The sequence below is a fragment of the Poritiphilus flavus genome (genome assembly GCF_009901585.1).
GTDB lineage: Bacteria > Bacteroidota > Bacteroidia > Flavobacteriales > Flavobacteriaceae > Poritiphilus > Poritiphilus flavus.
In genome coordinates this window covers 207,284-232,191 of the sequence record NZ_WXYO01000003.1, presented here as the reverse complement: position 1 = coordinate 232,191, position 24,908 = coordinate 207,284, and the positions used below count along the sequence as shown (strand labels likewise).

The window sequence follows — 24,908 nt, the reverse complement described above, 5'->3', positions numbered from 1 at the left end:
ATATGGAAACATTATTAGGTCTGGACTATCCCAGCTGGTGGTTTTTGGTAGTTGGCGCCTTATTTTCCGGCTACGCCATATTAGACGGATTTGATTTTGGTGCAGGAGCCTGGCACCTCTTTTTTAAGAAGGAATTGAGCCGGCGCATTGCTTTAAACGCCGTGGGTCCGGTATGGGACGGCAACGAGGTCTGGTTGGTTATAGGTGGCGGAGCGCTTTTCGCGGGATTCCCTGTAATGTATGCCACACTTTTTTCCTCCATGTATATCCCCTTCATGCTTTTCCTAATGTTCATAATTTTCCGGGCGATTTCCATAGAATTCCGAGGTAAAGAACCCATGAAATGGTGGAAAAACATGTGGGATATCAGCTATAGTATTTCCAGCATTATGCTTGCCTTTCTACTGGGAGTGGTTCTTGGAAACGTACTGCAAGGGATAGCCATAGGACCCGAATACATGTACCAGGGAGCTGGTTTTTTTGAGTTTCTGAATCCGTATTCCCTGATGACCGGATTAACCACTTTATCACTTTTTATGGTACATGGAGCCATCTATTTATTGCTAAAAACGGAAGGTCGCCTCTTTGCCAAACTCACCCGCCTGTTGAAGCGAGGCATGATTTTCTTTATGGTGAGTTTCGGAATTACAACGCTGTATACCCTTTTATACATTCCTCATTTATCGGACGACTTTAAGAGCAACCCTTCGCTTTTTATAGTTCCCCTACTCACTTTTCTAAGTATTGCCAATGTTCCGCGTTTAGCGAATAAAAAGAGATTTAAATGGGCCTTCTTTTTTTCAGCATTAACCATAAGCCTGCTGTTAGTCCTTGTGGCCATCGAGCTTTACCCTGTACTCTTGTTTTCCACCGTGGATCCCACCTATAGCATTGATATTTACCACGCCGCTTCGTCCACGAAATCGCTACGGATCATGATGATTATGGTGGCCATAGGAGGGCCACTGGTATTAGGATATACCTATTTCGTGTATCGTACGTTTAAAGGCAAAGTAACGCTGGACGAAACCAGTTATTGATCCAAAACAGGATCAGCAAAGCTGTTGCTCTTCCCCCTTCCTACTGCTTCATCTTTTCTCTCATCTGCTGCTTGAGCTTTGGTGCCACCTCGTCCTCAAAAAGTTCAAATTGCTCAGGGCTAAGAACCTTTTCCAACTCCTTAGCTTTGGCTTTTTGTGTATCCCTGATATCGCCGATCTTCCCGAACTTACCCCCGGGCCTGTTTCTAATGGCTACGATTTTTTCCGCGTACTTCAGGTTGATCACCGAAACTTTCTCCTGCTGATCCTGGTCTAAATTCAAATCCTCAGTCATCACCTTGTCCTGGTATTCTGCAATAGCCTCCGGATTCGGATTTTCCTGGGCGAAACCAAAGCTAAAAGTCATCAAAAAAATCAGTGAAATTCGTTTTACACTTCTCATAGTATCAATCATTTTTATTCAATTTTTCGTTTAAAGAACCAGAAATCCCTCAGGCTCAGGTTTACATTTATGGTGTTAAATCGTTCTTCGACCAATATTCCTCCGGTATCTCCCCTAAAACTACGGGCAAATGAAAGATTTAAGCGCGAAAGAGAGCTAAAACCCAGTGGGATCCCCAGGCCAGCCGTGAATGTAGTTGTATTAATGGCAGTTTCGTTAACAGACAAATAACCGCTGTCGTAATTATAACCAGCCCTGAAACCTATACGCTCCCAGAATTTGAACCCTTTAGGATTGGCTATGTATTCCGCTCCCAGACTGTAGACGTACTGATCCCTGAACTCCCCTACATTGTCCTGTTGCTCAGTTGCTCCCCATAATTTTAAAGCATAATCCGCATTGATAAAGAGACTTGGTATTGGACTATACACCAATCCGGTATTGAGTTCCAGGGGTAACTTAAAATCGTCCAGGTCCAGGTCGGTCTCCGTACTCACTTCAAAGGGAACAAAGTCAAGGGTCTTTGCCACGCTCCTATCCCTGGACCCAGCCAGGTTTGTCGGCAGGTTAACACCCCAGGCAAGCGTAAATTTGGGATTGAGATCATATTGTACTCCAATTCCCAGCCTAATACCACTATACCTGTTCTCATCTGTTACGTTCAGGGTACTGGGTGAGATAAAAGAGCTACCTGCCTGTACTGATTCCCTTTCCTCAATAGTCCCAAAAAGATAAGACAGGGCGGCACCTACCCTTAGTTGAGGTACGACGGCATATCCATAGGCCAGCCTGAGATCATTCAGGGCCCCTGAACCAAAAACGTTGGCCGTAAAAACGTCAAAAGAGCCCTCCGCGTTACTTTCCAGGCCAATCAGGGAGTACCCCACATCCGTAAACGGGGTTATGGACAATCCAATTGAACTCTTGGCATCCAGGCTTGTCGCCAGCGCTATATTGGAGAAACTCCCAGCGACCCGTTGTTCTTCGCGGTTTCCATTGGATAGTGTGCTGATCTCTGTCAGAAAACCGACATCGAACAAAAAACTTTTTTCGGGAATACCGGCATACGATGCCGGATTCAAGGGATTGATAAACTCTTCACCGCTGAGTGCATAACCACCTCGCCCCAGAGCACTATTCTTGCCAATATTGGCGTTAGTACTCACCCCAAGGCCAAATAAGGAATAAGGAGAACCTGTTAAATTATTTGTCTGTCCCAAAACAAAAAGAGGCAGGCAGCACATAAAAGCCAATAGAGATTGTCTATTCATCATAAATGGCATAGGTTATTCTCAATTCGGCCTGAAAATCCGGATGGCTGCCTGCCTGCAGCAGCGCCCTGTTTACCGTTTGATTGTAGTCCTGGGTGAACAATACAAGGGAGGTGTCTTCATTCCTGATTTCCTTTAACTTCCCATCCACATAGATTCCCACAGGAACTTCGTAAACCACCTCGGCAAACTCCTCTTCTTCGCCTGTTATTCGTCCGTATACCAAGCCGTCCCCATTACGGATCTCCTGGATGATGATATTGTTCTGGTTCAGAACATTGATATTCAGCGAATCGCGAAGTGGCATGCTGTCATCAAAGCTATTGTCCAGAGGTTTAAGGGTTAGAATGGCGCTTAGTGTTGTACCAGTACCTTCGAGCTGATATATTTCTTTCAAACTGGGAAATTCTACTTTGACCGCATAGCCCGTACCTGACTGTATGTAACCCAAATCATTGGCGGCTTCTGCCAGAAGTTCCGTTTCCTGATCGTCCAGACTGTCTAAAAAGGTGGAAGAGGTATTATTCTGAATGCGATTGAAGGCCACAGGGTTCGCGGGAAAGGGATTGATCACCAGGTCCAGTACCTCTTCTTCATCTTCGAACTCATCCTTTACTGAATAGAATATTCGCAAATAAGTTTCAGCCTGATCCCTGGAAAAGCCAAGAATCGCACCATCGTCTGCCTCCCCCGGCTGCAGGCTAAATCCTTTTAGAAAATCCCTTAACTCGTCATCATCATTGATCTCATTCTCCAGGATCAGATCAAACAATTGCTGTCCGAATTCCAATGGCAGGGTGATGTGTACCGAATCTTCCTTAAAAGGTCTTGGAAAATAATCGTGTATGGCTATCGGTATACTATCGAATTCCAGGGTACTGGTGTTGTAGAAATCGTTTTCTTCCGGAATGACTTCCTCTTTAAGTTCATGTACCCGGATGCGGGAAGCCTGCAGTGTATCGCTATAAAAATACCTGTCGTATCCCAGGATAAGCGCAATGCTGTCAAAACTCACATCTTCCGGCAGGTTGTACCTCGCACTGCCATCTTCCGGAGTGGCGGCAACCAGTTCAAAAAAGGCTGAAGAGGTGACCGTACCGAAGTATTCGTCTTCGTACTGACCCAGCAGCAGGCGGTCACTACTGGAGGTATTGATACTGTCAAATTTAAATGTGCTCACCTTTACGCTAAAGGTATCGAGCACCAACAGCCTTACATCCGAATCCGCAAAATCCTGCCCCACTTCAAGGGTAGGTATGTCCCCGCGATCAATGGAGCAGGCCATGATCCCAATCAAAATAAATAGTCCGAGAAAAATCCGTTTCATAATCAAAATCAAACAGCAAATTACGTTGTGCCTGCGGGCACCTGGAAGTATTTTATACACAAGCCCTGAAACCGTCTACCAACTCCTGAAATCTCCCGACGAATTAAGCTCTACCGCCTAGGTCGATAAAAAAAGGAGATTGGTCTATAAAAATGCGGGAACGGTATAATTAATTTCCTGGCTCCCCGGGCCTCTCATAGTTTTGGACAAACTAAAAACTTGAGATCAACATTTTATCTCGTCGGACTAATGGCACTTTCCCATAGCATACTTACCGCCCAGTTTTTTCCACCCGGAGAACTAGGCCGTTTTGAGTATAGTGTTATCCCGGATATGAAAGACTTGGATTTAAAGGCCTATTCCATTACCCTTAGAGGTGGTAAGAGGTTTAAAAATACCTTTGTGGGTCTTGGTCTTAATTACTCCAAATACGATATAAGTTTCTTCAACACCCCGCTTTCTTCGGACTTCAGTTCCTATGAGCAAACGCACAACCTGAATTTCAACATTTCTGTTAGAAAAGTTTTGAAAAATTCCTGGGCATTGAACCTTATAGCTTCTCCAACACTTTCCTCAAATTTTGCCGAGGGGATCGGATCAGAAGATTTTCTTTTTAACAGCTTTTTGCTCGCGTCAAAAAGCTGGAAACCCAAAAAGGGTACAACTACATTCAGTTTCGGTCTGGCCTATTGGACCTTCCTAGGAGAACCCGCCCTGATTCCCGCCTTGTCTTTCACCAGAAAGTTCAACTCCTCCTGGAGCTTTTCCCTGGGAATTCCGAGAACAGGGCTGGATTATCAATTGAACGAACGCCATGGGCTGAGTGCCCGGGCCAGCTTTCGCGGTTTCTATGCCAACAATTCGGACAGTGTCTCATTTGAAGGGCTAGGATTCCTTGAAAACACCAAATTGCGTTACAACACCCTGGACCTTGGGTTGGAACACAGATATAAGATACAGCCAAACTTTACCACTATTACAAGGATTGGCTATTTACCAAATAACCGGCTTGAGATCATGGATGATGATCACAACCTTATCTATGACTTCGAGGCCGGATCCGCCCTGTATTTTACCATGGGGCTTACGTTTAATTTAAACTTCAATACGAATGATAAAACAAAAAAAAGCGCTCATCAATCCCTTATTAAAACTAGCCTTCCTTAGTGTTCTGGCAATGTTATGGAATTCCTGTTCAAGTGATGATGATGGTGATGATGAGATAGGAAACTGGGTAGACCGCTCTATTTTTGACGGTACTCCAAGAAGCGGGGCTTTTGCCTTCACCATTGGAAATAAGGGTTATATGGGAACAGGTTATGACGGCGATGACAGACTTACTGATGTTTGGAGCTATGATATGGAAGGTAATTTCTGGAGCCAGCTTGCCAGCTTCCCTGGTACGCCGCGAAGCAGTGCCGTTGCATTTACGATTAACGGAAATGGCTATGTTGGTCTTGGGTATGACGGGGATGACGAGTTGGGAGACTTCTATCGTTTCAATGTTGGATCGAACAGCTGGGATTCCATCGCACCATTTGGCGGTTCAGCCAGAAGAGGAAGTGTGGCCTTCAATTCGGACACCAATGGATATGTAGGTACAGGTTTTGACGGTGATAATGACCGAAAGGATTTTTGGCGATACAACCCTTCTACAGACTCATGGACCGAATTGGTTGGCTTCGGTGGGAATAAAAGGCGAGATGCCACCACCTTTACCATTGGCAACATCGTGTATCTCGGAACCGGAGAGACTAACGGTCAGAACCAAACGGATTTCTGGGCTTTTGATCTGGATAGCGAAAGCTGGACCCCGCTGCTGGATCTGGACGATGATGATGACTATAATATTATCCGTAGCAATGCGGTTGGATTCAGCATGGAGGGCAAAGGGTATTTTGCCACCGGGGATACCGGTTTTGGCGGTACTTCCGTAGATGTCTGGGAATACGATCCATCCACGGATCTGTGGGACCAGAAAACTTCCTATGAAGGGACATCCAGGGAAGGCGCGGTAGCTTTTTACACCAGTTCCAGGGCCTTTATCGCCCTGGGCCGGAGCGGGACCCTGTATCTTGACGACAACCATGAATTCTTTCCAAATGAAGAAGAGGATGAAGACGATTAAAAGTTTTTAAACGATTTGCTACTAGTATCGTAGTGATTTTTGATTGAGTGCGGCCAGCCCTGAAAACCCATCAAATCCAGGGCTGGTTTTCTACTATGGAAAAAAGGTTTAAACATATCAGGGCATTTGTGATCATCGGGCTGATCGTTATAGGAGGTGGTCTGGTCCTTAATTATACAGAACAACAGAAAAGTCTTAAAAAACAAGGGTATCAGCTGATCACCAGGCAATCTGATTCCGGGGACTGGTATTACGAGATCTATTTCGGAGAAAGCCTGAAAATTAGACAGCGGACTATCCCGGGAATAAGTGGGAATCAGCCATTCGCTTCCGAAAAGCAGGCCCGGGGGATAGGGAATCTTGTCCTGGAAAAACTGCAGGAGGGACAAGCTCCGATCATAACATCTGAAGATCTTAAAAAATATGGATTTGCTCATCAAAAATAGGTACCTTCTCTCCTTTATAAAGAAAGATCGGTTGAAAACCTCATTTCAAATCAGGGAATTTTGGATCCACATTATCGTATGGGCCTGCCTTTTCTCATTTCCCGTAGCCATAACCCTCTCGGAATTTGGGAGGTTTGAACCGAAACTTCCGCTACGCATCCTTATGAACCTCTCCCTGGTATACATCAATTACCTCATCCTGGTACCGCGATTGCTCCTGAAAAAAAAGATCTTTACTTACATTCTGTATTCAGTTGCTGTACTCGTGCTTATCAACGTTTCCGCGCAATATATGTTCCCGAAACCACCTATTCCATTTGGGCGCATGCCGGATATGGATCTTTCGGAGATGGGACCAGTTCGCTTTATGCCCAGGGCCATAATGGGTGCCACTTCCCTCGCCTTTTTTCTATTGGGAGGCGTTCTCGGGCTTACCAAAGACTTTTACAAAAGGGATCGCATCAGCAAAGAAAAAGAGGCATGGAGAAACGAAACGGAATTGCAATTTTTACGCGCACAATTAAATCCACACTTTTTATTCAATTCTTTGAACAGTATCTATTCCCTGGTTAGGAATAAGGATATTGAAGCCCCGGAGGCTATTATTACGTTAGCCGAGTTGATGCGATATATGTTGTACGATGCCCGGCAGGAACTCGTACCCCTGGAAAAGGAGATCCAGTATATCAAGAATTTTGTTTCCCTGCAGTTGTTAAGGCTTTCAAATAGCGAAAAGGTAAAGCTCAGGATCACCGGAGACTATAATGACAAGAAGATCTCACCGCTGCTTCTGATACCTTTTGTGGAGAATGCCTTTAAATATGGGACTGATTTTAAGGGGGTAACCGATGTGGATATGCAACTGGAAATCCAGGAAGATCAATTTTCCTTCTACGTGAAGAACAAGATCGGTGTATACCGTAAAGACGAGTCGAACTCCGGTATTGGCCTGGAAAATATCAAAAGCAGGTTACAATTGCTCTATCCGGAGGAACACCGGTTGGAGATCACTAAAGAGAACGGATTTTATAAAGTACAATTAGAATTAAACTTATCTTGATGAAATGTGTAATTATAGACGATGAGCCTCTTGCTCTTGGTATCATAAAATCGTATTGTGAGGAATTGGGTAACCTGGAGGTTATGGGCCTTTTTACCAACCCCCTGGAAAGTATAGAGGTATTGCAAAAAGAGCAGGTAGATCTCGTATTCCTGGACATTGAAATGCCACAGATCAGTGGGATCGAATTCGTAAAGTCTCTGGAACAAAGGCCGATGTTCATTTTTACAACGGCATATCCTGAATATGCCATAGAGGGGTTTGAACTAAACGCCATCGATTACCTGGTAAAACCTATTCCCTTTGCCCGTTTCGTCAAATCCATCAATCGGGCTAAGGAGATCTATGAATTGCGGAATACCACCAAAGCGTCAAACAATTACGTAACACCGGCCGGCGGTGAGGCTGTGCAGGTACAGGAATTCATTTTTGTAAAGTCTGATTACGACAATGTAAAGATCCGATTGGATTCGATCAAATACATACAGGGGCTTAAAGATTACCTGAAGATTCATACTTATACAAACCGGCCTATACTGACCCTGATGAGTTTCAAGGACCTGGAAGACAAACTTCCTGCAAACCATTTTATGCGGGTACACCGGTCGTTTGTAGTGAATGTGAATAATATCGATGCGGTCCAAAAAAGCAAGATCCTTATAGACGATATGAGGATACCCATTGGTGAGAGTTACCGCAAAACCTTTTTAAAGCGCATAGGCCTCTAGAACTGCTTCAGCCGGCTGTTGGAGTTCACATCCTTATTTAGAGTTTTTCGATTTGACTTTTGGCCTGGGCAATACCTCTTCCGGGAAAGGGAACAGAATAGTGGAATTCTTTTCCGCGGCGATATTGGAAAGGGTTTGATATAGCCGCAACTTGATGGCCGATGGAGATTTATCAATCATCTTTCCAGCTTCAAGTAACATTCCGGCAGCCTGTTCTTCGGCCGTGGCCAGTATAATACGGGCCCTCCTGGAACGCTCCGCCTCGGCCTGGTTTGCCATCATTCGCTTCATATTTTCCGGAAGCTGTATGTCTTTGATCTTGACGTCTATGATCTCAATACCCCACTCCTGGGTCTCTTTTTCAACAATATATTTGATATTCTTGCCCATTTCCTCCCTTTTAGACAATATGGTATCCAGTTCTACTTTTCCGCAAACATCGCGTAAAGCGGCCTGGGACAGCTGGGTGATCGCAAAGGCGTATTCCTCAACCTCCAGTACTGCTCTTTCGGGATCATTTATCTTAAAAAATACTACTCCATCAATACTACAGGGTACATTGTCTTCCGTCATTACCTCCTGGGAAACCACATTGATGGTAATTACCCGTATGTCTACCACCTGGATGGTCTCCACAATAGGAATGATCCATCTGAAACCTGGATTCAGGGTTTTGATATATTTCCCGAATCGAAACTTAAGCGCTCGTTTGTATTCAAAAATAATTCGGATCCCGGCCAATAGGATCAGGCCAAGGATAATGGCCAAAAGTAATAGCGGATTCATGCTGGTAAATTTTGAATTAGATATAAAAATAAGTACGCCTAAAGCCAGTTAACTAATGGCTTTAGTGGACCTGAATAGGTTATTGTTCCGTAATTCTGTGCCTAACCGTGTAGTACTGCTCTGGATTTATAGGTTTTTAGGTCCTTCATCTGCCCCCGGTGAAGGCAGTGCCTGCAATAGTCCGTATTGACACTCAAGTCTCTGTTGGTACCGAAATCCAACAATCTCAGAATAACACGGCCGCAGTTCAGGCATCGATTTCTTTTCATGATTGCTAGTTACAATATATTGATATTAAACTCACCAATCAATATAAGACCTTCCTTTAAGGAAAAGTATGATCAAGATCAGCTCAACCAGGTGCCGGATGTGATATTTATCATGGCGAAGGGCAAAGGCATTCTCTAAATTTTCAAAATGTTATATTAGGAAACCTGCAATTTCATAGGAAAATTAGTTTATGTGGTGGACCATTGCCGTAGTACTCTATATTCTCATCGCCCTTTCACTGGTGGTCAGTTTATTGTTCAACGGGGTCAGGCCCGCAAAAACCCTGGGCTGGCTCCTGGCTATATTTACCTTGCCTGTGGCCGGAATACTATTCTACCTGGTGCTCGGGAGAAACCGGCGAAAGCAGAAGCTGCAACGCATGGTAGACAACGGCATCTTTGCGGACAGCAAAACGGACACGAGTAAGCTTCCTGATCTTTTCCACAAAAACGCAAAACTTATTCGCCTGATCCATTCTCTGGGTTATTACCCCTTATCTACCGATAACCATCTTACGCTCTTAAAAGATGGAAAGGAGACTTTCGATCATATTTTTACCGCTCTTCAGAAGGCCTCACGGACAATTCATCTGCAGTACTACATTTTTGAAGAGGGAGAACTTGCCGACCGCCTTTTGGAACTGTTTGCCTCAAAGGTCAACTCAGGTGTGCAGGTCCGCCTGATCTACGACGGGATCGGGAGTTTTTCCCTTAGCCGTGCCTATCTTAAAAAACTCAAGGATATCGGAGTGGAGGTTTACCCTTTTCTGCCCTTTAGATTTGGCCGCTTCCTCAGTTCTCTGAACTACAGGAATCACCGAAAGATCATTGTGGTGGATGGCAGTATAGGCTTTACCGGTGGTATTAATATTTCCGATAAATATCTCAAGGGAGATCCTATGCTGGGCACATGGCACGATATGCATCTGGAGATCGAAGGGGCCGCGGCAAGTTATTTGGACGATATTTTCCTGAAAGACTGGTTCCTGGTTTCCGGCGAGCAAATAAAGCAGCCTGTTATGGCAGAAAATACCGTAAAAGCCTATGGTGAGCAGGCCGTTCATGTTATTCCAAGTGGCCCAAATGACGGTTTTTCCACCATAGAGAAAATTTATTTCACCATGATCACTGAGGCCAGGAAGTACGTTTATATCACGAACCCCTATATCATTCCCAGTCAGACCATTCTTCAGGCCTTACAGACGGCTGCACTTAGCGGGGTGGATGTACGTCTGCTCGTATCCACCACTTCGGACAGTAAGATCGTGGGCTGGAGCGTAAGTTCTTATTTTGAATCTTTTTTAAAGGCGGGAGTCCGGATCTTCCAGTATCCTGATGGCTTTCTTCACAGTAAGGTCATCGTATCTGACGACCATCTGTCTACTGTAGGTACCGCCAACCTGGACGACCGTAGTTTTCATCAGAACTACGAAGTGAATGCCGTAGTCTATGATAAAGGTTTTGCCAATTTTTTGCGCGAAGACTTTTTGAAAGATAGTGCGAAGAGCCAGGAACTCATATATTCAAGATTCACCGAAAGACCCTGGCATCATCGGCTTAGAGAGGGTTTTGCCCGTTTGTTCAGCCCAGTCCTATGAGATCAGGGTCTCGAACCCCAACTCATTACTGCAAACCTCGTCGTTCTCCCAACTACTGATATTCCCCAGGGTAATCTCCGAAATACGTTTTAAGGCCTCATGAGTGACAAAAGCCTGATGCGGGGTGATCAGCACGTTGGGTAGGTCTATGAGCTTCTTGAATAGCTCGTCTGAAATTCCTTTGGTGGAATGGTCCTTGAAAAATAGCCTGCGTTCATGTTCGTAAACGTCTGCCGCATAACCGCCGATCCCACGATTTATAAGCGCTTCGATAAGTGCCCTGGTATCCACCACCGCTCCCCTGGCCGTATTAAGCAGAATCGATGATGATTTCATCATTCCCAGCCTGGCTTTATTTATGAAATAGTAGTTCTCATAGGTAAGCGGAATATGCAAACTCACAATATCTGAGGATCGCAGAAGGGTTTCCAGGTCCGTGTATCTCACCTGGCAAAGCTCTGTTAGAGAACTGTCCGGGTTAAGATCATTAGCCAGTATCTTGCATCCGAAACCGTGGAAGATCTTTGCCATAACCCTGCCGATATTACCTGTGCCGATTATACCAACTGTCTTGTTGTGAAGGTTAAAGCCATCAAGACCGTCCAAAAGAAAATTTCCACTGCGAATCCGCTTGTCTGCCTGAATGATCTTTCTGTTAAGCGACAGCAAGAGTGCCATAGTATGTTCTGCAATGGCGTGAGGGGAATAGTCCGGGGCATTGGCTACCTTAAAACCAAAGCGTTTGGCCGCCTTGATATGAATGTTGTTATAACCGGAAGATCGAATGGAAATATAGCGCACTCCAAAGTCCCACAACTTCTGCAAGACCAGCATGGAAGCATCGTCTCCCGAAAAAATTGAGATTGCGCGGAATCCCACAGCCTGCATGGCGGTATGGGAATCCAGGCTGACACTGGTAAATGAAAGCTGATGCCTTCCCTGGTTTGCTTCTTCGAGATAGGGAATTTCAAAATCCTTGGCGCTATAAACTAGTAGTTTCATCAGTGCTTTCCTCCTTTCTGAAAATAATGTCCTGTTCTTCAAGGGCTATGGTGACCAGTTTTACATAATCCTTAGTAGCCTTATCCACATCATCCGGATCAGTAATATCTATGGAACCGCGCCATATCAGCTGTCGTTCCTTGCCTACACAGATGCAATAGAGGGAAGTTTCGGCGTGATAAACGGTAAATGTGTCGTAGTAATCCGCATCGTAATATATGTCCTGATGACTTAAATAATCTTCGCTGAATTTGTTGTGATAGCTATTCCAATCGGCTATTTTTTTCCTAAAGGTCTGCCGGTTTTCAGAACCTATTACTTTGGTAAAGAGAATCGCGTCGAAATCCCTGTCTAACAAGGTTTGTTCCACTTCATCCAATTCTTCATCTGTTCTCTCGGAATCCGTAAAGTGCACATCAAAAACATCTATACTACGTACAGCTTCCACATCCCTTTTGGTGAATTCGCGTTTCATCCTGGTCTCAAAATTGGTCCTGGCATCCATATTAGGGGTCATACCCACGATCAACACCTTATAGGCATCAAAGATCACTATATCAGGATTCTTCCAATTATTGACCAGGTGGGTGGAAGAACAACTGCTCAGGGCAAGCAGAAAGAGTATCAGTCGTTTTTTCATGATTAGGTTTTAATAGTTCATTTTGTTCTCAGGGTCCCTGCAGGGCTTATTCGTTCAACAGGCGATTTTGTTTTCCTTTTTTCAGTACGGAGGACAAGAGTCTGAAAATACCTGCCTTGACCGCCCTATATTCCAGGATGTAATGGCCTATTACCACAGACAGGTTCTGATGTGTCTTGCGGTAGGCTTTTTCCATTTCGATCTGATCTACATCATCCACGATGATCTCCAGCTGATTTTTGTGTTTTTCCACCTTTTTTACCAGGTCTCCGAGTTTAAACTCCAGATCCAGCAAATTATCAACAAGTTCTTTGCTGGATTCAAACTCCTCAAATTCCAGTAATTCCAGGGTATGAGATTTGATAAGCTCGTTCAGGAAATGTTGTTCATCCCCCACAAAAGCCAATTCCGAGACCCACCCCTTGGTATGCTCGTGCATTTCCGGCCCGCTCATCCATTCTACATATTGGTATCCTTTTGTTTTCATGATTTTCATTTTTGAAGAGCAGCAAGCAGGGAAACCTGCTTGCCGCTCAAAACGAGTTACACCACTTCAATAACCCGTTTAGTTTTTTCTTCGGCCATTTCGCTCTTCATAAGTTTCAATTTCAGAATCCCGTTTTTGTAGGTGGCCTTTACCTCCTTGTCTTCATCTACAGTACCTGGTAGCTGCATATTCCTTTGAAAGGCGCTATAGTTAAACTCTTTACGGGTATATCCCTCCTCTTCTTCCCCCGATTCTTTGCTCTTTTTGGCGGAAACACGTAATACATTGTCTTCCAAGACGATCTCAAAATCAGATCGGTCGAATCCCGGAGCAGCCAATTCTATCTCAAAATCTGAATCGTGTTCTTTGACATTCATTGCCGGAACAGATTTCCCCATGTTAAAGAATTCGTCATTGAAGAACTCATCCCCATTGAAAAAGTCAAACAGGCTATCGTCCCATGGAAATCGATTCTTTTTAAACTTAATTAGTGACATAGCTTATACTTTTTAGTTAACAAAAATGTTGGTTAAACCTGAACTTCAAGTAGTGGTCGGTCAGTATGGCGCGTTGCCTTAGCGGTTGATTTAAGTACTAAGAAATTGGTTTGCGCTTTTTTAGAATGCCTCCTGCATAGTTGAAAATCTCTGATTTCAGGGCCTGGAAGTTGGTATTACATTCCCGCATACGATCCTTTAGAACCTTGTGTTTCCGGAAGTACTCCTTATTACCAGTCTCATCCTTACATTCCATCATACCACCCAGGTCACTTTCGTGTTTGGAGATCCGTTTCCTCAGGGTGGCCTTTTCTTCTTTTACTTTGGCCAGGCGTTGCAAAAAGTCCTGAAGACGTTCAAACAGATTAGGGGTGTTGGGTTGAAAGACGTAAGAATTCAGTAAGCGATCTATAAAAGTGATCTCATCTTCTATAAAGCAGAGATCAGACTTCCATTGTTGAGATTCCCAGTGTAGTTTTTCCTGAGTTTCCCGGGGACTACCATCTAAAAGCGGGCTTTCCATGTTTTAATAGTTTGGGGGAATATAAGCGACAAGTCTCACAAATAAAATGACCAAAATCAGCCAGCCGTCTTTCTTGCTTCCAGGTCATGGATCTATGAATAATAGTCCCGAACCCAGGCCCTGACCTGGTTGTCAGTCATGCTATCCTGCTTAAAAACACCCTTTAGTTTGGGCGCCAGTTGAGGGTAATCTTCCTTGAGGAACCTGCCCAGCTTTTCGCAAGTATCCGCAGGGCCGAAAAGGACTATAGCCTCTGCATCCTGTAATAGTGCAACAAGCTTTTCAAAATACTTTTTCATCTGCTGCTTCTCCCTTTCCAGATAAGTGCGTTCCGCGATGACTTCCTGCGGACCCCAACGCGTTTTGGACCGCGATCCGCCCTTGGGGTTATAAAATTCCATTTCGGAAGGAACTGTAATGAAATCTTCCTTCTTTTCATTTATAACAATTACATGAGCCTTCTCCTTGTCCAGCCAAATACCAATCTTTTTCATAATTAAGCATTATCGTTTAATACCAGCACAGGTACGCTTGGGTAATAGCCTATCTCCTTTACAAGTGGATTGGACAAAATACTACCGAAGAACAGGTGCTTTTTGTTTAAAAATGCGATCATATCGCAGAGATTATCCGTTACAAAATCCGTGATCCCTTTGCTGACATTCTTTCCTTCTATCATATGCAAACTGTAGTCCGCAGGCTCCAGGATCTCCATAAGCAGTTTCATACCTTCTTCCTGTTTCTTGCTTAGGCTTACTTTTTTCACAATGTGCAGAATGTGCAGGCTGGAGGCAAACATTTCGGCTATCTCCAGTAAGCAACTCATCTCCTTGCGCTTAAAATTCGCCTTGTAATCCGTTGGGAATAGTATGCTCTTCGGAGGTTGAAAAGAAAAATCGTCCGGAACGGCCAGCACCGGGCATTGGGTGATCTTTTCCATGACGTTTACCGTCTGTGTGCCAAAGATGGCTTTGGACGAACCGGTGATACCCTTGGTCCCCATCACGATAATATCAATATCCCGTCGTCCAACTTCGGCCTTTATTGCCGTTAAGACCGCATTGAATACAGAGAGGGTTTGAAAACTATGCCTGGGGTTGTCTCCGTGAAGCCGGATCATTTCCATTAACCGGAGCATTCCGTCATCAGAATCCCTTTTGGCATCGTCAAAACGGGGTTCTCCCGGTTCAGGGACCATCATACTTTCCAGGGTATATCCCGGCACCTGAAAGGCATTGAGCAGGTAAAACTCACAAGGCACCCCTGCGAACAGGTCTATAGCGTACCGAATAGCATTGAGAGAGTTCTTGGAAAAGTCCGTGGGTAACAGGATTCGTTTTTTCATTTGATAGGTTTTCTTTTCAATAGTAATTATTTGATAGCTCCAGATCAGCTGTTCTGCCGAAAGGGCAAGACCAGAAATGGTATGGTGACATGAAAACCAATTTTCTTGATCACCGGTTCAATAAAAAGTCGCTCAACAAAAGTGTGCTTGTTTCGGATCATTACTAAAAAGTCACTTTTGTTCTTGTCCTGGAAACTATTTATTCCCTGGATCACGGTTTGATTTGGCAAATCGTGAAACCGATGCGGAACCACCTGCAACATGGATCCCAGTTTTTCCTGATTGGCCATTTGTGCCTCAGACAGGTCGTAGCCATAAGAAATGTAGAGTACGTCCAGCATAGATTCGTGAAGCCTGGCAATGTTCAACAAGGGTTCCAGTTGATCAGTTCCATAATCAATTTCAAAATCGGTGGGAAACAGAATTTTCCTTGGAGGAACGAAGCTGCAGCCAGGTGGAATTGCCAGTACCGGGACATTGGATCTCTTAATCACATGTACCGTATGGGTTCCCAAAAAGATCTCTTTAGCTCCGGATGCGCCCTGAGTACCCATGATAATCAGGTCTATTTGTTCATTTTCCGAGATCTCCCTGACCTCGTCCAATAGCGTATTAAAGGCTGTGAGGCATACAAAGCTATGGATCGGATTTCTGAACTCTTCAGTAAGCCGCTGCTGTACCCCTTCCAACTGGGTCATGGAATCGGTCTGATAAATGTCTCCCAATCCTATCTGTCCGGGACTGTGCAAGACATATTCCGTTCGATAGATAGCAGGAGTATAAGTATGAAGCAAGAAAAATGTACAGGTTTGGTCTTTTAATAATTGCAAACCATATCGGATAGCATCCAGAGAGTTATCCGAAAAATCCGTTGGAAGTAATACACGTAGCATCGCTTGGGTTTTTAGTTCATTGTAAAACTAGTTCCGGAACAAACGGAAAACCATGATTTCTGTCAGTTTGAAAAGACCTCATATCCCTATCTTCGTCATATCTTTGATCCTAAATTTTGCAAATGAAAGCCAGTTTCAATTCCATCATCCGCTCCGAAAACCCAGTTTTGGTTGATTTTTATGCGGATTGGTGCGGACCCTGCAAGGTTCTTGCCCCTATTCTCAGTGATGTAAAAAAAGAACTGGGGGAAAAGGTCAGGATCGTCAAAATAGACGTGGACAAAAATCAAAGACTTGCATCAAAGTTCCAGGTACGGGGCGTACCGACCCTTGTACTATTCAAAGAAGGAGAGCAGGTCTGGCGACAATCCGGAGTACTTCAGAAAAATGAATTGATACAGTTGGTGAACAAACACCTGTGATCACCTCCCGACAGCGTGGCCAATACAGGACCACAAAAGCTTTTTTAATTAAAAAAATAAGGAAACTGACCTACGTCATTGGCATGTTACACACAAGCCATTACCTTGGTGGTTTACCAATACTAAAGGTCATGAAAATAAAAGCCACTTTAAGGAATTTTGATTCTTCCGAATACAAAAACATCATTGTTAGAAATTTAAACCGTATTCTGGATATCCGCATTCTGGATTTGAATCCGGATAAAGGTACGATCACGGTTTTGTACCAAACTGAGGATGCTTTGCGTAAACTAAAACGGGAATTGCAGTGTATCGGTTTTCCTATACGCATGCAGAAGATCAGCAGTAACAACCTTGCAACTGCCTGATGGCTTTGGCGCGGAAATCGATTGGCTAATGCCTAATCGATGAGATGCATAACCAAAAACGGGACTTTCGTTTTAAAAGCTATCTTTTTAACTACCGGTTCCCTGGTAAGTTTTTCAAGGAAACTATGCCAATAATCTATAATGGCTACCATACCGATTTCCGGATTTTCGGCAGTCAGATCCCGTATCGCTTCATTGATCTTGGAACCATTGGCCAGGTCCACTAATTCATACTTTTGACCCTTTAGTCTTTTTCCAAGAACCTCTCTGGCTTTTTCTTTAGCCGGAACAAGCTCCTTTTCCTTATTCACATGTACCACCTGTATTCTGGAATTCCACAGGCGTGCCAGCTGGAGCATGGGCTGTAACTCGTACTTTTCATACAAATGTTCGTAACCGGTGGCAAACAATATCTCAGAAAGCCCCTGGAATTCATATCCAGCAGGTACGGCGACGATAGGACAAAAATCGATTTCCCGAATTACCCTAACCGCATTACTTCCCAGAAAAACCCCTTTCAGCCCTGAGGCTCCCTGGGTTCCCATAAATACAAAGTCAATATCCTTGTCAATTACCGTTTTTCCTATGGCTTGTAAAAGGGGGTCGGACAAAAGCAAGAACTCAAACTGGTGATGATCCTTAGCTTTACCACTGGAATAGATCCTGTCTTCCAGGTCAGACAATGCAATTTGTGAAGAATCTTTGGTTGCCTGGTATAAACGGGTTTCCCTACCCTTGTTCATCATACCTGTAAGGCTGGAGGGTCCGGTCTGAAAGGCATTCATGACGTAAAACCTGCATTCCTCCTTAGAGAATAAGGCTAAGGCATAGGCGATAGCGTTCCAGGCATTCTCGGAGAAATCCGTGGGTAACAATATCTTTTTCATTTTTCTTGGTTTTAAATGGAACATCAGGCACCCTGTAGCACCAGTATCGGAATACTGGTATTCAGGCTAACCTTTTTGATCACCGGCTCTTCGATAAAACTTTCTAAAAGGGTATGCCGGTGCTTGACCATGGTAATCATCTGGGCCTCTTTTTCCTCCGCAAACTTTAATATTGCCCGGGCCACGGTACTCTTGACCGCAACCTTGAAAAACCCGTAATCCAGTTTTTCCAGGCGTTGTTTCAAAGCGCTGCGATTCATCTTCTGCTTTTCGGTAAGTGTGAATTCCTGAGCCACATGAAAGAGCAGGATCTCAGCCGGCCAGAGACTCAGCAGTTTTTTCAATGGCTGAAGGGTGTTTTCCGAATAATTATGGGCATATTCGGTAGGGAATATGACAGATTTCAACGATTGAAATTCAGTGTTTTCCGGAACGGCCAGAATGGGAACTTTTGATATCTTCCTCAGAATTCTTACCGCAGTACTTCCCATAAAAATGTTTTTAGCCCCGGTTGCACCCTTGGTGCCCATGGCGATAAGATCTATATCCTTTTCCACAGCAATCTCTTCCAGAGCTTCAATAATATCGCCCTGCCTGGACAATATATCAAAACTGTGGTTGGCATTTTTATGAACTTTTTCAATGTCTGCCAAGGTTTCCTTCAGCCTGGCCTGTGCGACTTCCTTAAGGGATCCCACAATAACGCCGGCCCTTGCCGTGCTCCTGGACCCTACATAATTCCTAAGCTCAGGCTCATAGCAATGAAAGAGGTAAAACCTGCACTTGGTCCCGGCATACAGCTTCAGGCTGGTGATGATCATATCCCATGAATTCATCGAAAAGTCCGTTGCCAATACTATATTCATCATTTTAGTTCATTTAGGTTTATCGGGGTAAATTTTGCATTACCAGAAAAGGGATCTGTAAAGACAGACCCAATTCATCCACAGTAGAGCGGTATAACATATCCTCTACAAACGAATGCCGGGAATTGACCATTACCAGCATATTTATCTTCTTATCCGCCACAGCATCCAGAATAGCATTGGCCTTGTTGCGGACAGGTGTGGTCTCAAAATTGAGATAGGCCGCAGTAAGGCTGCCCTCCAGGAATTTCTTATTGTCTTCCTGTCTGTGACTTAGTTCCTCAAAGTCGGAAATATAAAGACAGTGGATCCTGGCCTTAAATTCCCTTCCTATATCGTTCAATAGCTTTAGTTCCCTTCTCTTATAGGGAAGCGCATAATCTGTAGGGAAGAGGATCCGCTTTGGCTGCTCATATTCAAAACTTTCCGGAATAGCCAGAACGGGACAGGAGACATATTTAAAAACCTGAACCGTATGGCTTCCAAACGTAATTTTCTTATCTGCAGTCTGGCCCCTGGTTCCCATAATCACCAGATCCACATTGTACTGGTTCACAAAATCGTTTACAGCATCGACCAAAGATTCAAATGACGCTTTGGTTTCAATGGTATGCAAAGGATTTGGCGGTACACCTATTACCTCTTCCTTAAGCTCCTTAAGTTGCTTTTCAGCCTTGCGTCTGACTTCCTTTAACCTGGATTCAAAGACTTCTTCTTCCTCCTTCTTCTGAAAAGGCCCATACACTTCATCGGCATAGGCATGGAGCAGATAAAAACGCGTCCTTAGGCATTTGTATAATTGTTGCGCGTATTTGAGCGCGTGGAGCGCATTTTCGGAGAAGTCCGTAGGGATCAAAACTGTTCGCATAGTCGAAAAGGGTTTTCCTCAAATGTACCCTGCATTGGCTCTCAAAACTATGATTTTGGTCATTCACCCCTGGCAGGCAACTGCCTCATTCGTGAATTACCAGGAAGGGTACCTTAGTGTGAAAACTGATCTTTTCAACCAGCGAATCGAAGAGTATCTGCTGTATAAAGTTCAGGTTTTTAGCTACCATAACGATCATATCAATGTCCCGGCTTTCCACAAAACACTGAATGGCAGATTTCACGCTTTTATTGGTGATGGTATGGAAAGTGTTTCGCGAAGGAAAGGTGGCATTTAGATAATCGGAGAGGTACTCCTGGTTTCTCTCCTGAACCTCGTTAAGGTGACTGTCTGCTTTGGCGACATTCATCACCCTCATATTGGCCTGCCCCAATTCCATTACCTCATCTATGGCCTTAAGTATTCTGGGTGAATAAAAGATGTTGTAATCCGTGGGAAAAGCCACCTCCTCGGGTTGAACAAAACCCACACCCTTTGGAATGATCATCGCATTACATGGCACTTTGGTGATCACATCCCCGGCATTGCTGCCGATGATACGCTGCCGCATCCCGGTTGCACCCTTAGTGCCCATAACGATCAGATCTATTTTCTTTTCAGCGATATGCCGTTTTACGGATTCGATAAAGAAACCGTGATCATGGATCCCGTAATAGCTATGCCTGGAATTTGAAAAGGTGACTTCTACTAGTTTTAACAACTCATTCAGTTGCCTCTTCGTAGGAATGACTTCCTTTTGCGATAAGGGACTTTCCGTGTCTTCCTTATAAACTGATGCAGCCGGGTAGTCTATAAAATCACTTACGTGCAGGAGGTAAAAATTACAGTTTACTTTGGCGTACAATTCCTGGATATATTTAAGCGCATTCCAGGCGTTTTCCGAAAAATCAGTTGGGATAAGGATGTTCTTCATTGCAAAAAGGCGATATCAACTCAAAAGTAGTAGGGTCTGTCGGCCAAAAAAATGACAAATATCATCCTCTAGCATCGTCTCCAGAGCTGTTTTCGCGTTTTTACCATTAGAGCATATGCTCCAGATCGTTCAATTTCAGGATCTTTATGTTCCGGCCTTCAATTTCTATTAGGCCTTCTTTCTTGAAAGTGGAAAGGGTACGGATAAGGCTTTCGGTGGCAATGCCGGCAACACTGGCCAGATCGCTTCGGGCAATCCGTATGGGTTTGTCCGGACCCTGGTTTAGGACCTCGGCAAATTGCAATAGGGTTTGAGCCGTCTTTCGGCGGACGGAACTGTAAGCCATTTGGAGTAACTGATCTTTAATTTCGGCAATATTTTCAGTGAATAGCTCCATTAACTCCAGAGAGACCTCGTGATTTTCCTGCAAGAGGTTTTTCAGATTGTGCTTGGATATAGCAGCCATTTCTACCGCCTCAACGGCGGTAGCTGACTCCTGATAGGGTACATTGTCTACGAAGGAAGTAAAACCAAGAAAGTCGTCAGCAGCGTGAAGTGAAGTGATCAGCTCTTTACCATCCTCATCCATTTTGTGGGATTTTACGGTCCCCTTAAGTATGAGATAAATAAAGTTTGAAGGCCCTCCTTCTGCGTAAATGCTACCGGCCTTGGGAATACTGATGACCTCTCCGTTGTCATAGAAAAAGTTCTTCAGTTCATTGAGCGTCCGCATATGCCCTTCTGAAGGAGGTGTGGTATTTTGTCCTTTTGCGATCAAGGCCTGATGCACCTTAGACTTGGCCAGTCTGCTCTCAATGGCACTTACCAGTTCTTCCTCTTCGAAAGGTTTGGTAATATAATCGTCGGCCCCCAGATCCATACCCATGCGCACCTCTTTGCGCTCGGTTTTGGCCGATAGAAATATAAAAGGGATATGTTTGGTACTTTCGTGGGAAGAAAGTTCCTCCAAAACGCCGTAACCATCCAATTCCGGCATCATGATATCGCAAACCACAATATCCGGGTTTGAGGAAGTCGCAATTTCAACACCAACCCGGCCATTTGAGGCTGAGATCACGTCATAACCGGCTAATTCAAGTAGTTCTGCGGTATTTTCTCTTAAAGAAGGATCATCTTCAATAAATAGTACCTTTTTCATATAAGTGGTCTTAAGTAACTATTAAGTGGTTTGAAGTAACTATCGGGGGATATGCACTACAAACTCAGTGCCTTTATTCTCCTTACTCTCAAAGGTAATGGTTCCTCCCAAATTTTCCATATGCCTTTTGGCGATATTGAGCCCTATTCCTGTACCCTGGGTCAGCAGGGCATTCGCTGCACGGAAATAGCGGTCAAAGATGAATTTTTGATCTTCTTCCGGGATACCCATACCATGGTCGGTAACTTTGATCAAAAGCTTTTTCTTTTTCTCAGAGATCTCAATTTCAATACTGGTATTTTCCGGAGAATATTTAATGGCGTTATGCAGCAGATTGGCTATTACCAATTCTAGGATCTTCTCATCGAATTGAAGCTCAATTCCGTCAATGTTGTCGGGGTATCGGATATGCTGTCCTTTTTTGAGGAGCATATTGGCATCGTAAACCACCTGGTTGACCAACTTGCTCAATGGAAAATCCGTGAGATTGTATTTGACCTTGCCGGATTCCAATCGCTCCACGGAGAGAAAGTCGTTGAGAATCCCGTCCAGATACTTCACTTTGTTTCGAATGGTATTGAGGTGTTTGTCCCGTTTGGGCTGCTGTTCAGTTTCTTTGTATTTGGAAAGAAGTGTAGTAGATGTGAGAATGGTACTTAAGGGGGTCTTGAATTCGTGAGATACAAGGGAAAGGAATTTTGTTTTCAGTTCGTTCAATTCCTTTTCCCTTTCCAGCGCTTCCTTGGCCCTTTCCTCAGCCTCTTTTCGCAGTTTTATTTCTGCCCTGAGCTCCGAAACCGATTCTTCCAGCTCTTTGGTCCTGAGTTTTATCTTGGATTCCAGTTCTTCATTCATCGCCTTGATCTTCTCCTCGTGCTGTCTGCGTTCTGTAATATCAATGATCAATGCCATGATATAGGTATTTCCGTAAAGTTCAAAGGGGTTGAGGCCAACTTCCAGCGGAAAGGACTCCCCGCACTTTTTCAGACCTCGCAAGTTCAGGCCGTTGCCCATTCTTCGTTTGGAGCTCTTCGCCAAAAATTGTTTTACGTGCCCATCATGAGCCTTGCGGTATTCAGTAGGGATGAGCAGATTTAGATTTTTTCCGATCAGGGATGTCTTTTCGTAACCAAACATTTCATGTGCTGAGCCATTGGCAGCCACTATGACCTTATCCTTATTCACCACCAAAATCCCCTCTGAAACCCCTTCCGAGAGCAAACGGAATATATTGCTGTTCTTTTCAAAAACTTTCACAAAATAAAGATACGGCGAATAACTGATTTTCGTCATTTATCCCCATTTTTTGACAGCCTATTTTTATGAAAAACATCGGAGAGATGAAAACTGCATATTCAGAACAGACCGGAAAGGAAATGTATCAGAATCTAGGTAAGCTATTCTATGCGGTAGCTATGGCGGATCGTGCCGTGCATATCTCCGAACTGGAAAAGCTAAAATCCGCTGTGAGGGAAAATTGGCTGGAGGTTGATGATATCGAGGACGATTATGGTACCGATGCCGCTTTTCAGATAGAGATCGTCTTTGACTGGCTACTGGAGTACGAGAAGAGCAGCAAAGAAAGTTATGAGGAGTTCAAGACCTTCTACAAAGATCATCAAAGGGCCTTTTCTCCTAAAATGAAGCAACTCATCACACGCACTGCTCATTCCATCGCCGCATCTTTTGCAGGTAAGAACAAATCAGAACTGATCATACTGGCTAAACTGGATCTTCTTCTAAAATCCGACGAGCAAGACCTGTAATCTTTGTTAACATTTGAAGGTCATTACCGGAAGTTCGGCATGATTGACGAGCTCCTTGCCTATACTTCCCTGGAAGAAATGCACCAGTCCCTTTCGGCCATGAGTGGCAACAACTATAAGGTCTGCATCAATCTCGGAAGCATAAGTGTATAATCCTTCTTCAATGGAGAAATCAGACAAGTGGATCTGTTTGCTATTTGGAGGCATATCACCGTGATGCGCCACGCTAAAAAACAGCTCCGCCTGCTGCCTGACCTCTTTGGTACTCCGAAACTTCAAATGGGGAAGGGTAACATGGGTAAGGTGTATTTCCGGCTGCCAGGGAGCAAGGAATTGCATGGCCCTTTTGTAAGCACTCGCGGTTTCCACGGAATAGTCGATGCCGTATACCACCTTTTCCAATTTGAAGTCAGGGTCCCTTTTCTTGATCACCAAAACAGGGACCTCCGAGCTTCGCACTACCTTTTCGGTATTGGAACCTACGAACAGGCCGCGCATAGCGCCCAGGCCATGGGATCCCATCACCACCAGATCTATTTTTTGCTCTTTGGCCAGGTCATTGATCTCCGTAAAGATCTTGTAGTTCTGGATGGTTTTTGCAATTGGAATGCCCTTGAGGTAGGGTTTGTCGAGAAACGTTCTGAACCTGTCATTAGCCAGCCTCATATAGTATTGCGCTTCCTCGTACTCCTGGGATTCATCCTTAGCGAGCACAGCTTCGGAAAGCCCGAGCATATGAAACACGTTCAGGGAAGCCCCGGTTCTTCCTGCGATCTGTGCAGCTACCTCAAGGGCATTTTCGGAAAGGTCCGAAAAATCTATAGGAACCAATATGTTTTTAACGTCCGACACTAAATTGCGCTTTGCGCTTCCGCAACTGGGTCTCCAACTCCTTGATCACCTCAGCGGTAACTTTCTCAAAATCATCTGACTTGGATTTTGCGAAAATTCTCGGCCCGGGCAGACTAAGGCGGATCTCACATGACTTATTGTGCTTGGAACGATCCTGTTCTACTTTGAGGGTAACCTCTGCCTGTATGATCCACGGGAATTTTTTGGCCAGTTTTTCCAGTTTTTTCTCCACCATATCTGTAAAGGAATCACTTGTGGGCATCTGAATGTACTGTACGGAAACTTTCATATAAGATTTTGTTTTGATATTACTCAAAATTACACGTACCACCTCAGCTTAAAC

Annotated in this window: 31 protein-coding genes; 10 read left to right on the top strand and 21 right to left on the bottom strand. The window is 44.3% G+C overall.

Features of this window, described 5'->3' with window-relative positions; translation table 11 throughout:
• Positions 1-2: 2 nt before the first annotated feature.
• Positions 3-1,040 carry a cytochrome d ubiquinol oxidase subunit II gene (cydB, locus tag GTQ38_RS08045; protein WP_161434982.1) on the top strand — a complete coding sequence of 346 codons (1,038 nt, stop codon included), beginning with the start codon at positions 3-5 and terminating at the stop codon, positions 1,038-1,040.
• 40 nt (positions 1,041-1,080) lie between these two features.
• On the opposite strand, the gene GTQ38_RS08040 is transcribed toward cydB, so the two are convergent.
• From GTQ38_RS08040 to GTQ38_RS08030, 3 genes are read right to left on the bottom strand one after another with little or no spacing between them, the layout of a single operon-like run.
• Positions 1,081-1,443, bottom strand: a complete 363-nt coding sequence (locus tag GTQ38_RS08040) for a hypothetical protein (RefSeq protein WP_161434981.1) — start codon at positions 1,441-1,443, stop codon at positions 1,081-1,083.
• Between the two features lie 14 nt (positions 1,444-1,457).
• Positions 1,458-2,717: an OmpP1/FadL family transporter gene (locus GTQ38_RS08035; RefSeq protein WP_161434980.1), complete on the bottom strand. Its 1,260-nt coding sequence runs from the start codon at positions 2,715-2,717 to the stop codon at positions 1,458-1,460.
• Positions 2,707-4,041 carry a DUF4270 family protein gene (locus GTQ38_RS08030; protein ID WP_161434979.1) on the bottom strand — a complete coding sequence of 445 codons (1,335 nt, stop codon included), beginning with the start codon at positions 4,039-4,041 and terminating at the stop codon, positions 2,707-2,709. Before GTQ38_RS08030 ends, GTQ38_RS08035 begins: the two co-directional genes overlap by 11 nt.
• Positions 4,042-4,260: 219 nt before the next feature.
• Between GTQ38_RS08030 and GTQ38_RS08025 the strand changes: the two genes are divergently transcribed.
• The 5 genes from GTQ38_RS08025 (at position 4,261) to GTQ38_RS08005 (ending at position 8,403) form a co-directional block, all read left to right on the top strand.
• Entirely contained in the window at positions 4,261-5,208 is a 948-nt protein-coding gene (locus tag GTQ38_RS08025) for a DUF6268 family outer membrane beta-barrel protein (RefSeq protein WP_161434978.1), read from the top strand.
• The gene (locus tag GTQ38_RS08020) at positions 5,153-6,169 is read left to right on the top strand and encodes a Kelch repeat-containing protein (protein WP_161434977.1); all 1,017 of its coding nucleotides are present in this window, start codon (positions 5,153-5,155) and stop codon (positions 6,167-6,169) included. Before GTQ38_RS08025 ends, GTQ38_RS08020 begins: the two co-directional genes overlap by 56 nt.
• Positions 6,170-6,264: 95 nt before the next feature.
• Positions 6,265-6,615: a DUF4907 domain-containing protein gene (locus GTQ38_RS08015; protein WP_161434976.1), complete on the top strand. Its 351-nt coding sequence runs from the start codon at positions 6,265-6,267 to the stop codon at positions 6,613-6,615.
• A gap of 31 nt (positions 6,616-6,646) precedes the next feature.
• Positions 6,647-7,675: a sensor histidine kinase gene (locus tag GTQ38_RS08010; RefSeq protein ID WP_161434975.1), complete on the top strand. Its 1,029-nt coding sequence runs from the start codon at positions 6,647-6,649 to the stop codon at positions 7,673-7,675.
• Positions 7,675-8,403 (top strand): LytR/AlgR family response regulator transcription factor, encoded by a 729-nt coding sequence (locus GTQ38_RS08005; RefSeq protein WP_161434974.1) that lies wholly within the window; start codon positions 7,675-7,677, stop codon positions 8,401-8,403. The genes GTQ38_RS08010 and GTQ38_RS08005 overlap by 1 nt, the downstream gene beginning before the upstream one ends.
• Before the next feature lie 33 nt (positions 8,404-8,436).
• Here GTQ38_RS08005 and GTQ38_RS08000 read toward each other — a convergent pair whose 3' ends face one another.
• Positions 8,437-9,189: a slipin family protein gene (locus tag GTQ38_RS08000; RefSeq protein ID WP_161434973.1), complete on the bottom strand. Its 753-nt coding sequence runs from the start codon at positions 9,187-9,189 to the stop codon at positions 8,437-8,439.
• A 101-nt stretch (positions 9,190-9,290) separates the two neighbouring features.
• A complete protein-coding gene (locus tag GTQ38_RS07995; RefSeq protein ID WP_161434972.1) occupies positions 9,291-9,458 on the bottom strand; it encodes a zinc ribbon domain-containing protein in 168 nt (55 codons plus the stop codon).
• A gap of 191 nt (positions 9,459-9,649) precedes the next feature.
• Between GTQ38_RS07995 and cls the strand changes: the two genes are divergently transcribed.
• Complete coding sequence (cls, locus tag GTQ38_RS07990; RefSeq protein WP_161434971.1) at positions 9,650-11,056, top strand: cardiolipin synthase; 1,407 nt, start codon at positions 9,650-9,652, stop codon at positions 11,054-11,056.
• On the opposite strand, the gene GTQ38_RS07985 is transcribed toward cls, so the two are convergent.
• The 8 genes from GTQ38_RS07985 to GTQ38_RS07950 form a co-directional block, all read right to left on the bottom strand.
• A complete protein-coding gene (locus GTQ38_RS07985) occupies positions 11,051-12,058 on the bottom strand; it encodes a 2-hydroxyacid dehydrogenase (RefSeq protein WP_161434970.1) in 1,008 nt (335 codons plus the stop codon). The two genes, cls and GTQ38_RS07985, sit on opposite strands and share 6 nt — an antisense overlap.
• Positions 12,039-12,698 carry a hypothetical protein gene (locus GTQ38_RS07980; RefSeq protein WP_161434969.1) on the bottom strand — a complete coding sequence of 220 codons (660 nt, stop codon included), beginning with the start codon at positions 12,696-12,698 and terminating at the stop codon, positions 12,039-12,041. Before GTQ38_RS07980 ends, GTQ38_RS07985 begins: the two co-directional genes overlap by 20 nt.
• Positions 12,699-12,744: 46 nt before the next feature.
• Entirely contained in the window at positions 12,745-13,185 is a 441-nt protein-coding gene (locus GTQ38_RS07975) for a hypothetical protein (protein ID WP_161434968.1), read from the bottom strand.
• Between the two features lie 56 nt (positions 13,186-13,241).
• The gene (locus GTQ38_RS07970) at positions 13,242-13,682 is read right to left on the bottom strand and encodes an Hsp20/alpha crystallin family protein (RefSeq protein ID WP_161434967.1); all 441 of its coding nucleotides are present in this window, start codon (positions 13,680-13,682) and stop codon (positions 13,242-13,244) included.
• Positions 13,683-13,779: 97 nt separating this feature from the next.
• Positions 13,780-14,205 carry a DUF342 domain-containing protein gene (locus GTQ38_RS07965; RefSeq protein WP_161434966.1) on the bottom strand — a complete coding sequence of 142 codons (426 nt, stop codon included), beginning with the start codon at positions 14,203-14,205 and terminating at the stop codon, positions 13,780-13,782.
• 92 nt (positions 14,206-14,297) lie between these two features.
• Positions 14,298-14,699: a hypothetical protein gene (locus GTQ38_RS07960; protein ID WP_161434965.1), complete on the bottom strand. Its 402-nt coding sequence runs from the start codon at positions 14,697-14,699 to the stop codon at positions 14,298-14,300.
• A gap of 2 nt (positions 14,700-14,701) precedes the next feature.
• Positions 14,702-15,550, bottom strand: coding sequence for a universal stress protein (locus GTQ38_RS07955; protein ID WP_161434964.1), 849 nt, complete (start codon positions 15,548-15,550; stop codon positions 14,702-14,704).
• A gap of 44 nt (positions 15,551-15,594) precedes the next feature.
• A complete protein-coding gene (locus GTQ38_RS07950) occupies positions 15,595-16,443 on the bottom strand; it encodes a universal stress protein (RefSeq protein ID WP_161434963.1) in 849 nt (282 codons plus the stop codon).
• A 122-nt stretch (positions 16,444-16,565) separates the two neighbouring features.
• On the opposite strand from GTQ38_RS07950, the gene trxA reads away from it, so the two are divergent.
• On the top strand, positions 16,566-16,865 hold the full coding sequence (trxA, locus tag GTQ38_RS07945) for a thioredoxin (RefSeq protein ID WP_161434962.1): 300 nt from the start codon (positions 16,566-16,568) through the stop codon (positions 16,863-16,865).
• A 131-nt stretch (positions 16,866-16,996) separates the two neighbouring features.
• The gene (locus tag GTQ38_RS07940; protein WP_161434961.1) at positions 16,997-17,233 is read left to right on the top strand and encodes a hypothetical protein; all 237 of its coding nucleotides are present in this window, start codon (positions 16,997-16,999) and stop codon (positions 17,231-17,233) included.
• A 32-nt stretch (positions 17,234-17,265) separates the two neighbouring features.
• Here GTQ38_RS07940 and GTQ38_RS07935 read toward each other — a convergent pair whose 3' ends face one another.
• From GTQ38_RS07935 to GTQ38_RS07910, 6 genes are all read right to left on the bottom strand, one after another.
• Entirely contained in the window at positions 17,266-18,120 is an 855-nt protein-coding gene (locus GTQ38_RS07935; protein WP_161434960.1) for a universal stress protein, read from the bottom strand.
• Between the two features lie 23 nt (positions 18,121-18,143).
• Entirely contained in the window at positions 18,144-18,989 is an 846-nt protein-coding gene (locus GTQ38_RS07930; protein WP_161434959.1) for a universal stress protein, read from the bottom strand.
• Between the two features lie 16 nt (positions 18,990-19,005).
• Positions 19,006-19,854 carry a universal stress protein gene (locus GTQ38_RS07925; RefSeq protein WP_161434958.1) on the bottom strand — a complete coding sequence of 283 codons (849 nt, stop codon included), beginning with the start codon at positions 19,852-19,854 and terminating at the stop codon, positions 19,006-19,008.
• Positions 19,855-19,939: 85 nt separating this feature from the next.
• A complete protein-coding gene (locus GTQ38_RS07920) occupies positions 19,940-20,788 on the bottom strand; it encodes a universal stress protein (protein ID WP_161434957.1) in 849 nt (282 codons plus the stop codon).
• Between the two features lie 106 nt (positions 20,789-20,894).
• A complete protein-coding gene (locus GTQ38_RS07915) occupies positions 20,895-21,947 on the bottom strand; it encodes a response regulator (protein WP_161434956.1) in 1,053 nt (350 codons plus the stop codon).
• A gap of 39 nt (positions 21,948-21,986) precedes the next feature.
• Positions 21,987-23,240 (bottom strand): PAS domain-containing sensor histidine kinase, encoded by a 1,254-nt coding sequence (locus GTQ38_RS07910; RefSeq protein WP_161434955.1) that lies wholly within the window; start codon positions 23,238-23,240, stop codon positions 21,987-21,989.
• Positions 23,241-23,287: 47 nt separating this feature from the next.
• Between GTQ38_RS07910 and GTQ38_RS07905 the strand changes: the two genes are divergently transcribed.
• Positions 23,288-23,713 (top strand): hypothetical protein, encoded by a 426-nt coding sequence (locus GTQ38_RS07905; protein ID WP_161434954.1) that lies wholly within the window; start codon positions 23,288-23,290, stop codon positions 23,711-23,713.
• Positions 23,714-23,719: 6 nt separating this feature from the next.
• On the opposite strand, the gene GTQ38_RS07900 is transcribed toward GTQ38_RS07905, so the two are convergent.
• Together GTQ38_RS07900 and hpf are read right to left on the bottom strand one after the other, a co-directional pair.
• Positions 23,720-24,565 carry a universal stress protein gene (locus GTQ38_RS07900; protein ID WP_161434953.1) on the bottom strand — a complete coding sequence of 282 codons (846 nt, stop codon included), beginning with the start codon at positions 24,563-24,565 and terminating at the stop codon, positions 23,720-23,722.
• Positions 24,552-24,854: a ribosome hibernation-promoting factor, HPF/YfiA family gene (gene hpf, locus GTQ38_RS07895; protein WP_161434952.1), complete on the bottom strand. Its 303-nt coding sequence runs from the start codon at positions 24,852-24,854 to the stop codon at positions 24,552-24,554. The genes GTQ38_RS07900 and hpf overlap by 14 nt, the downstream gene beginning before the upstream one ends.
• Positions 24,855-24,908 lie beyond the last annotated feature (54 nt).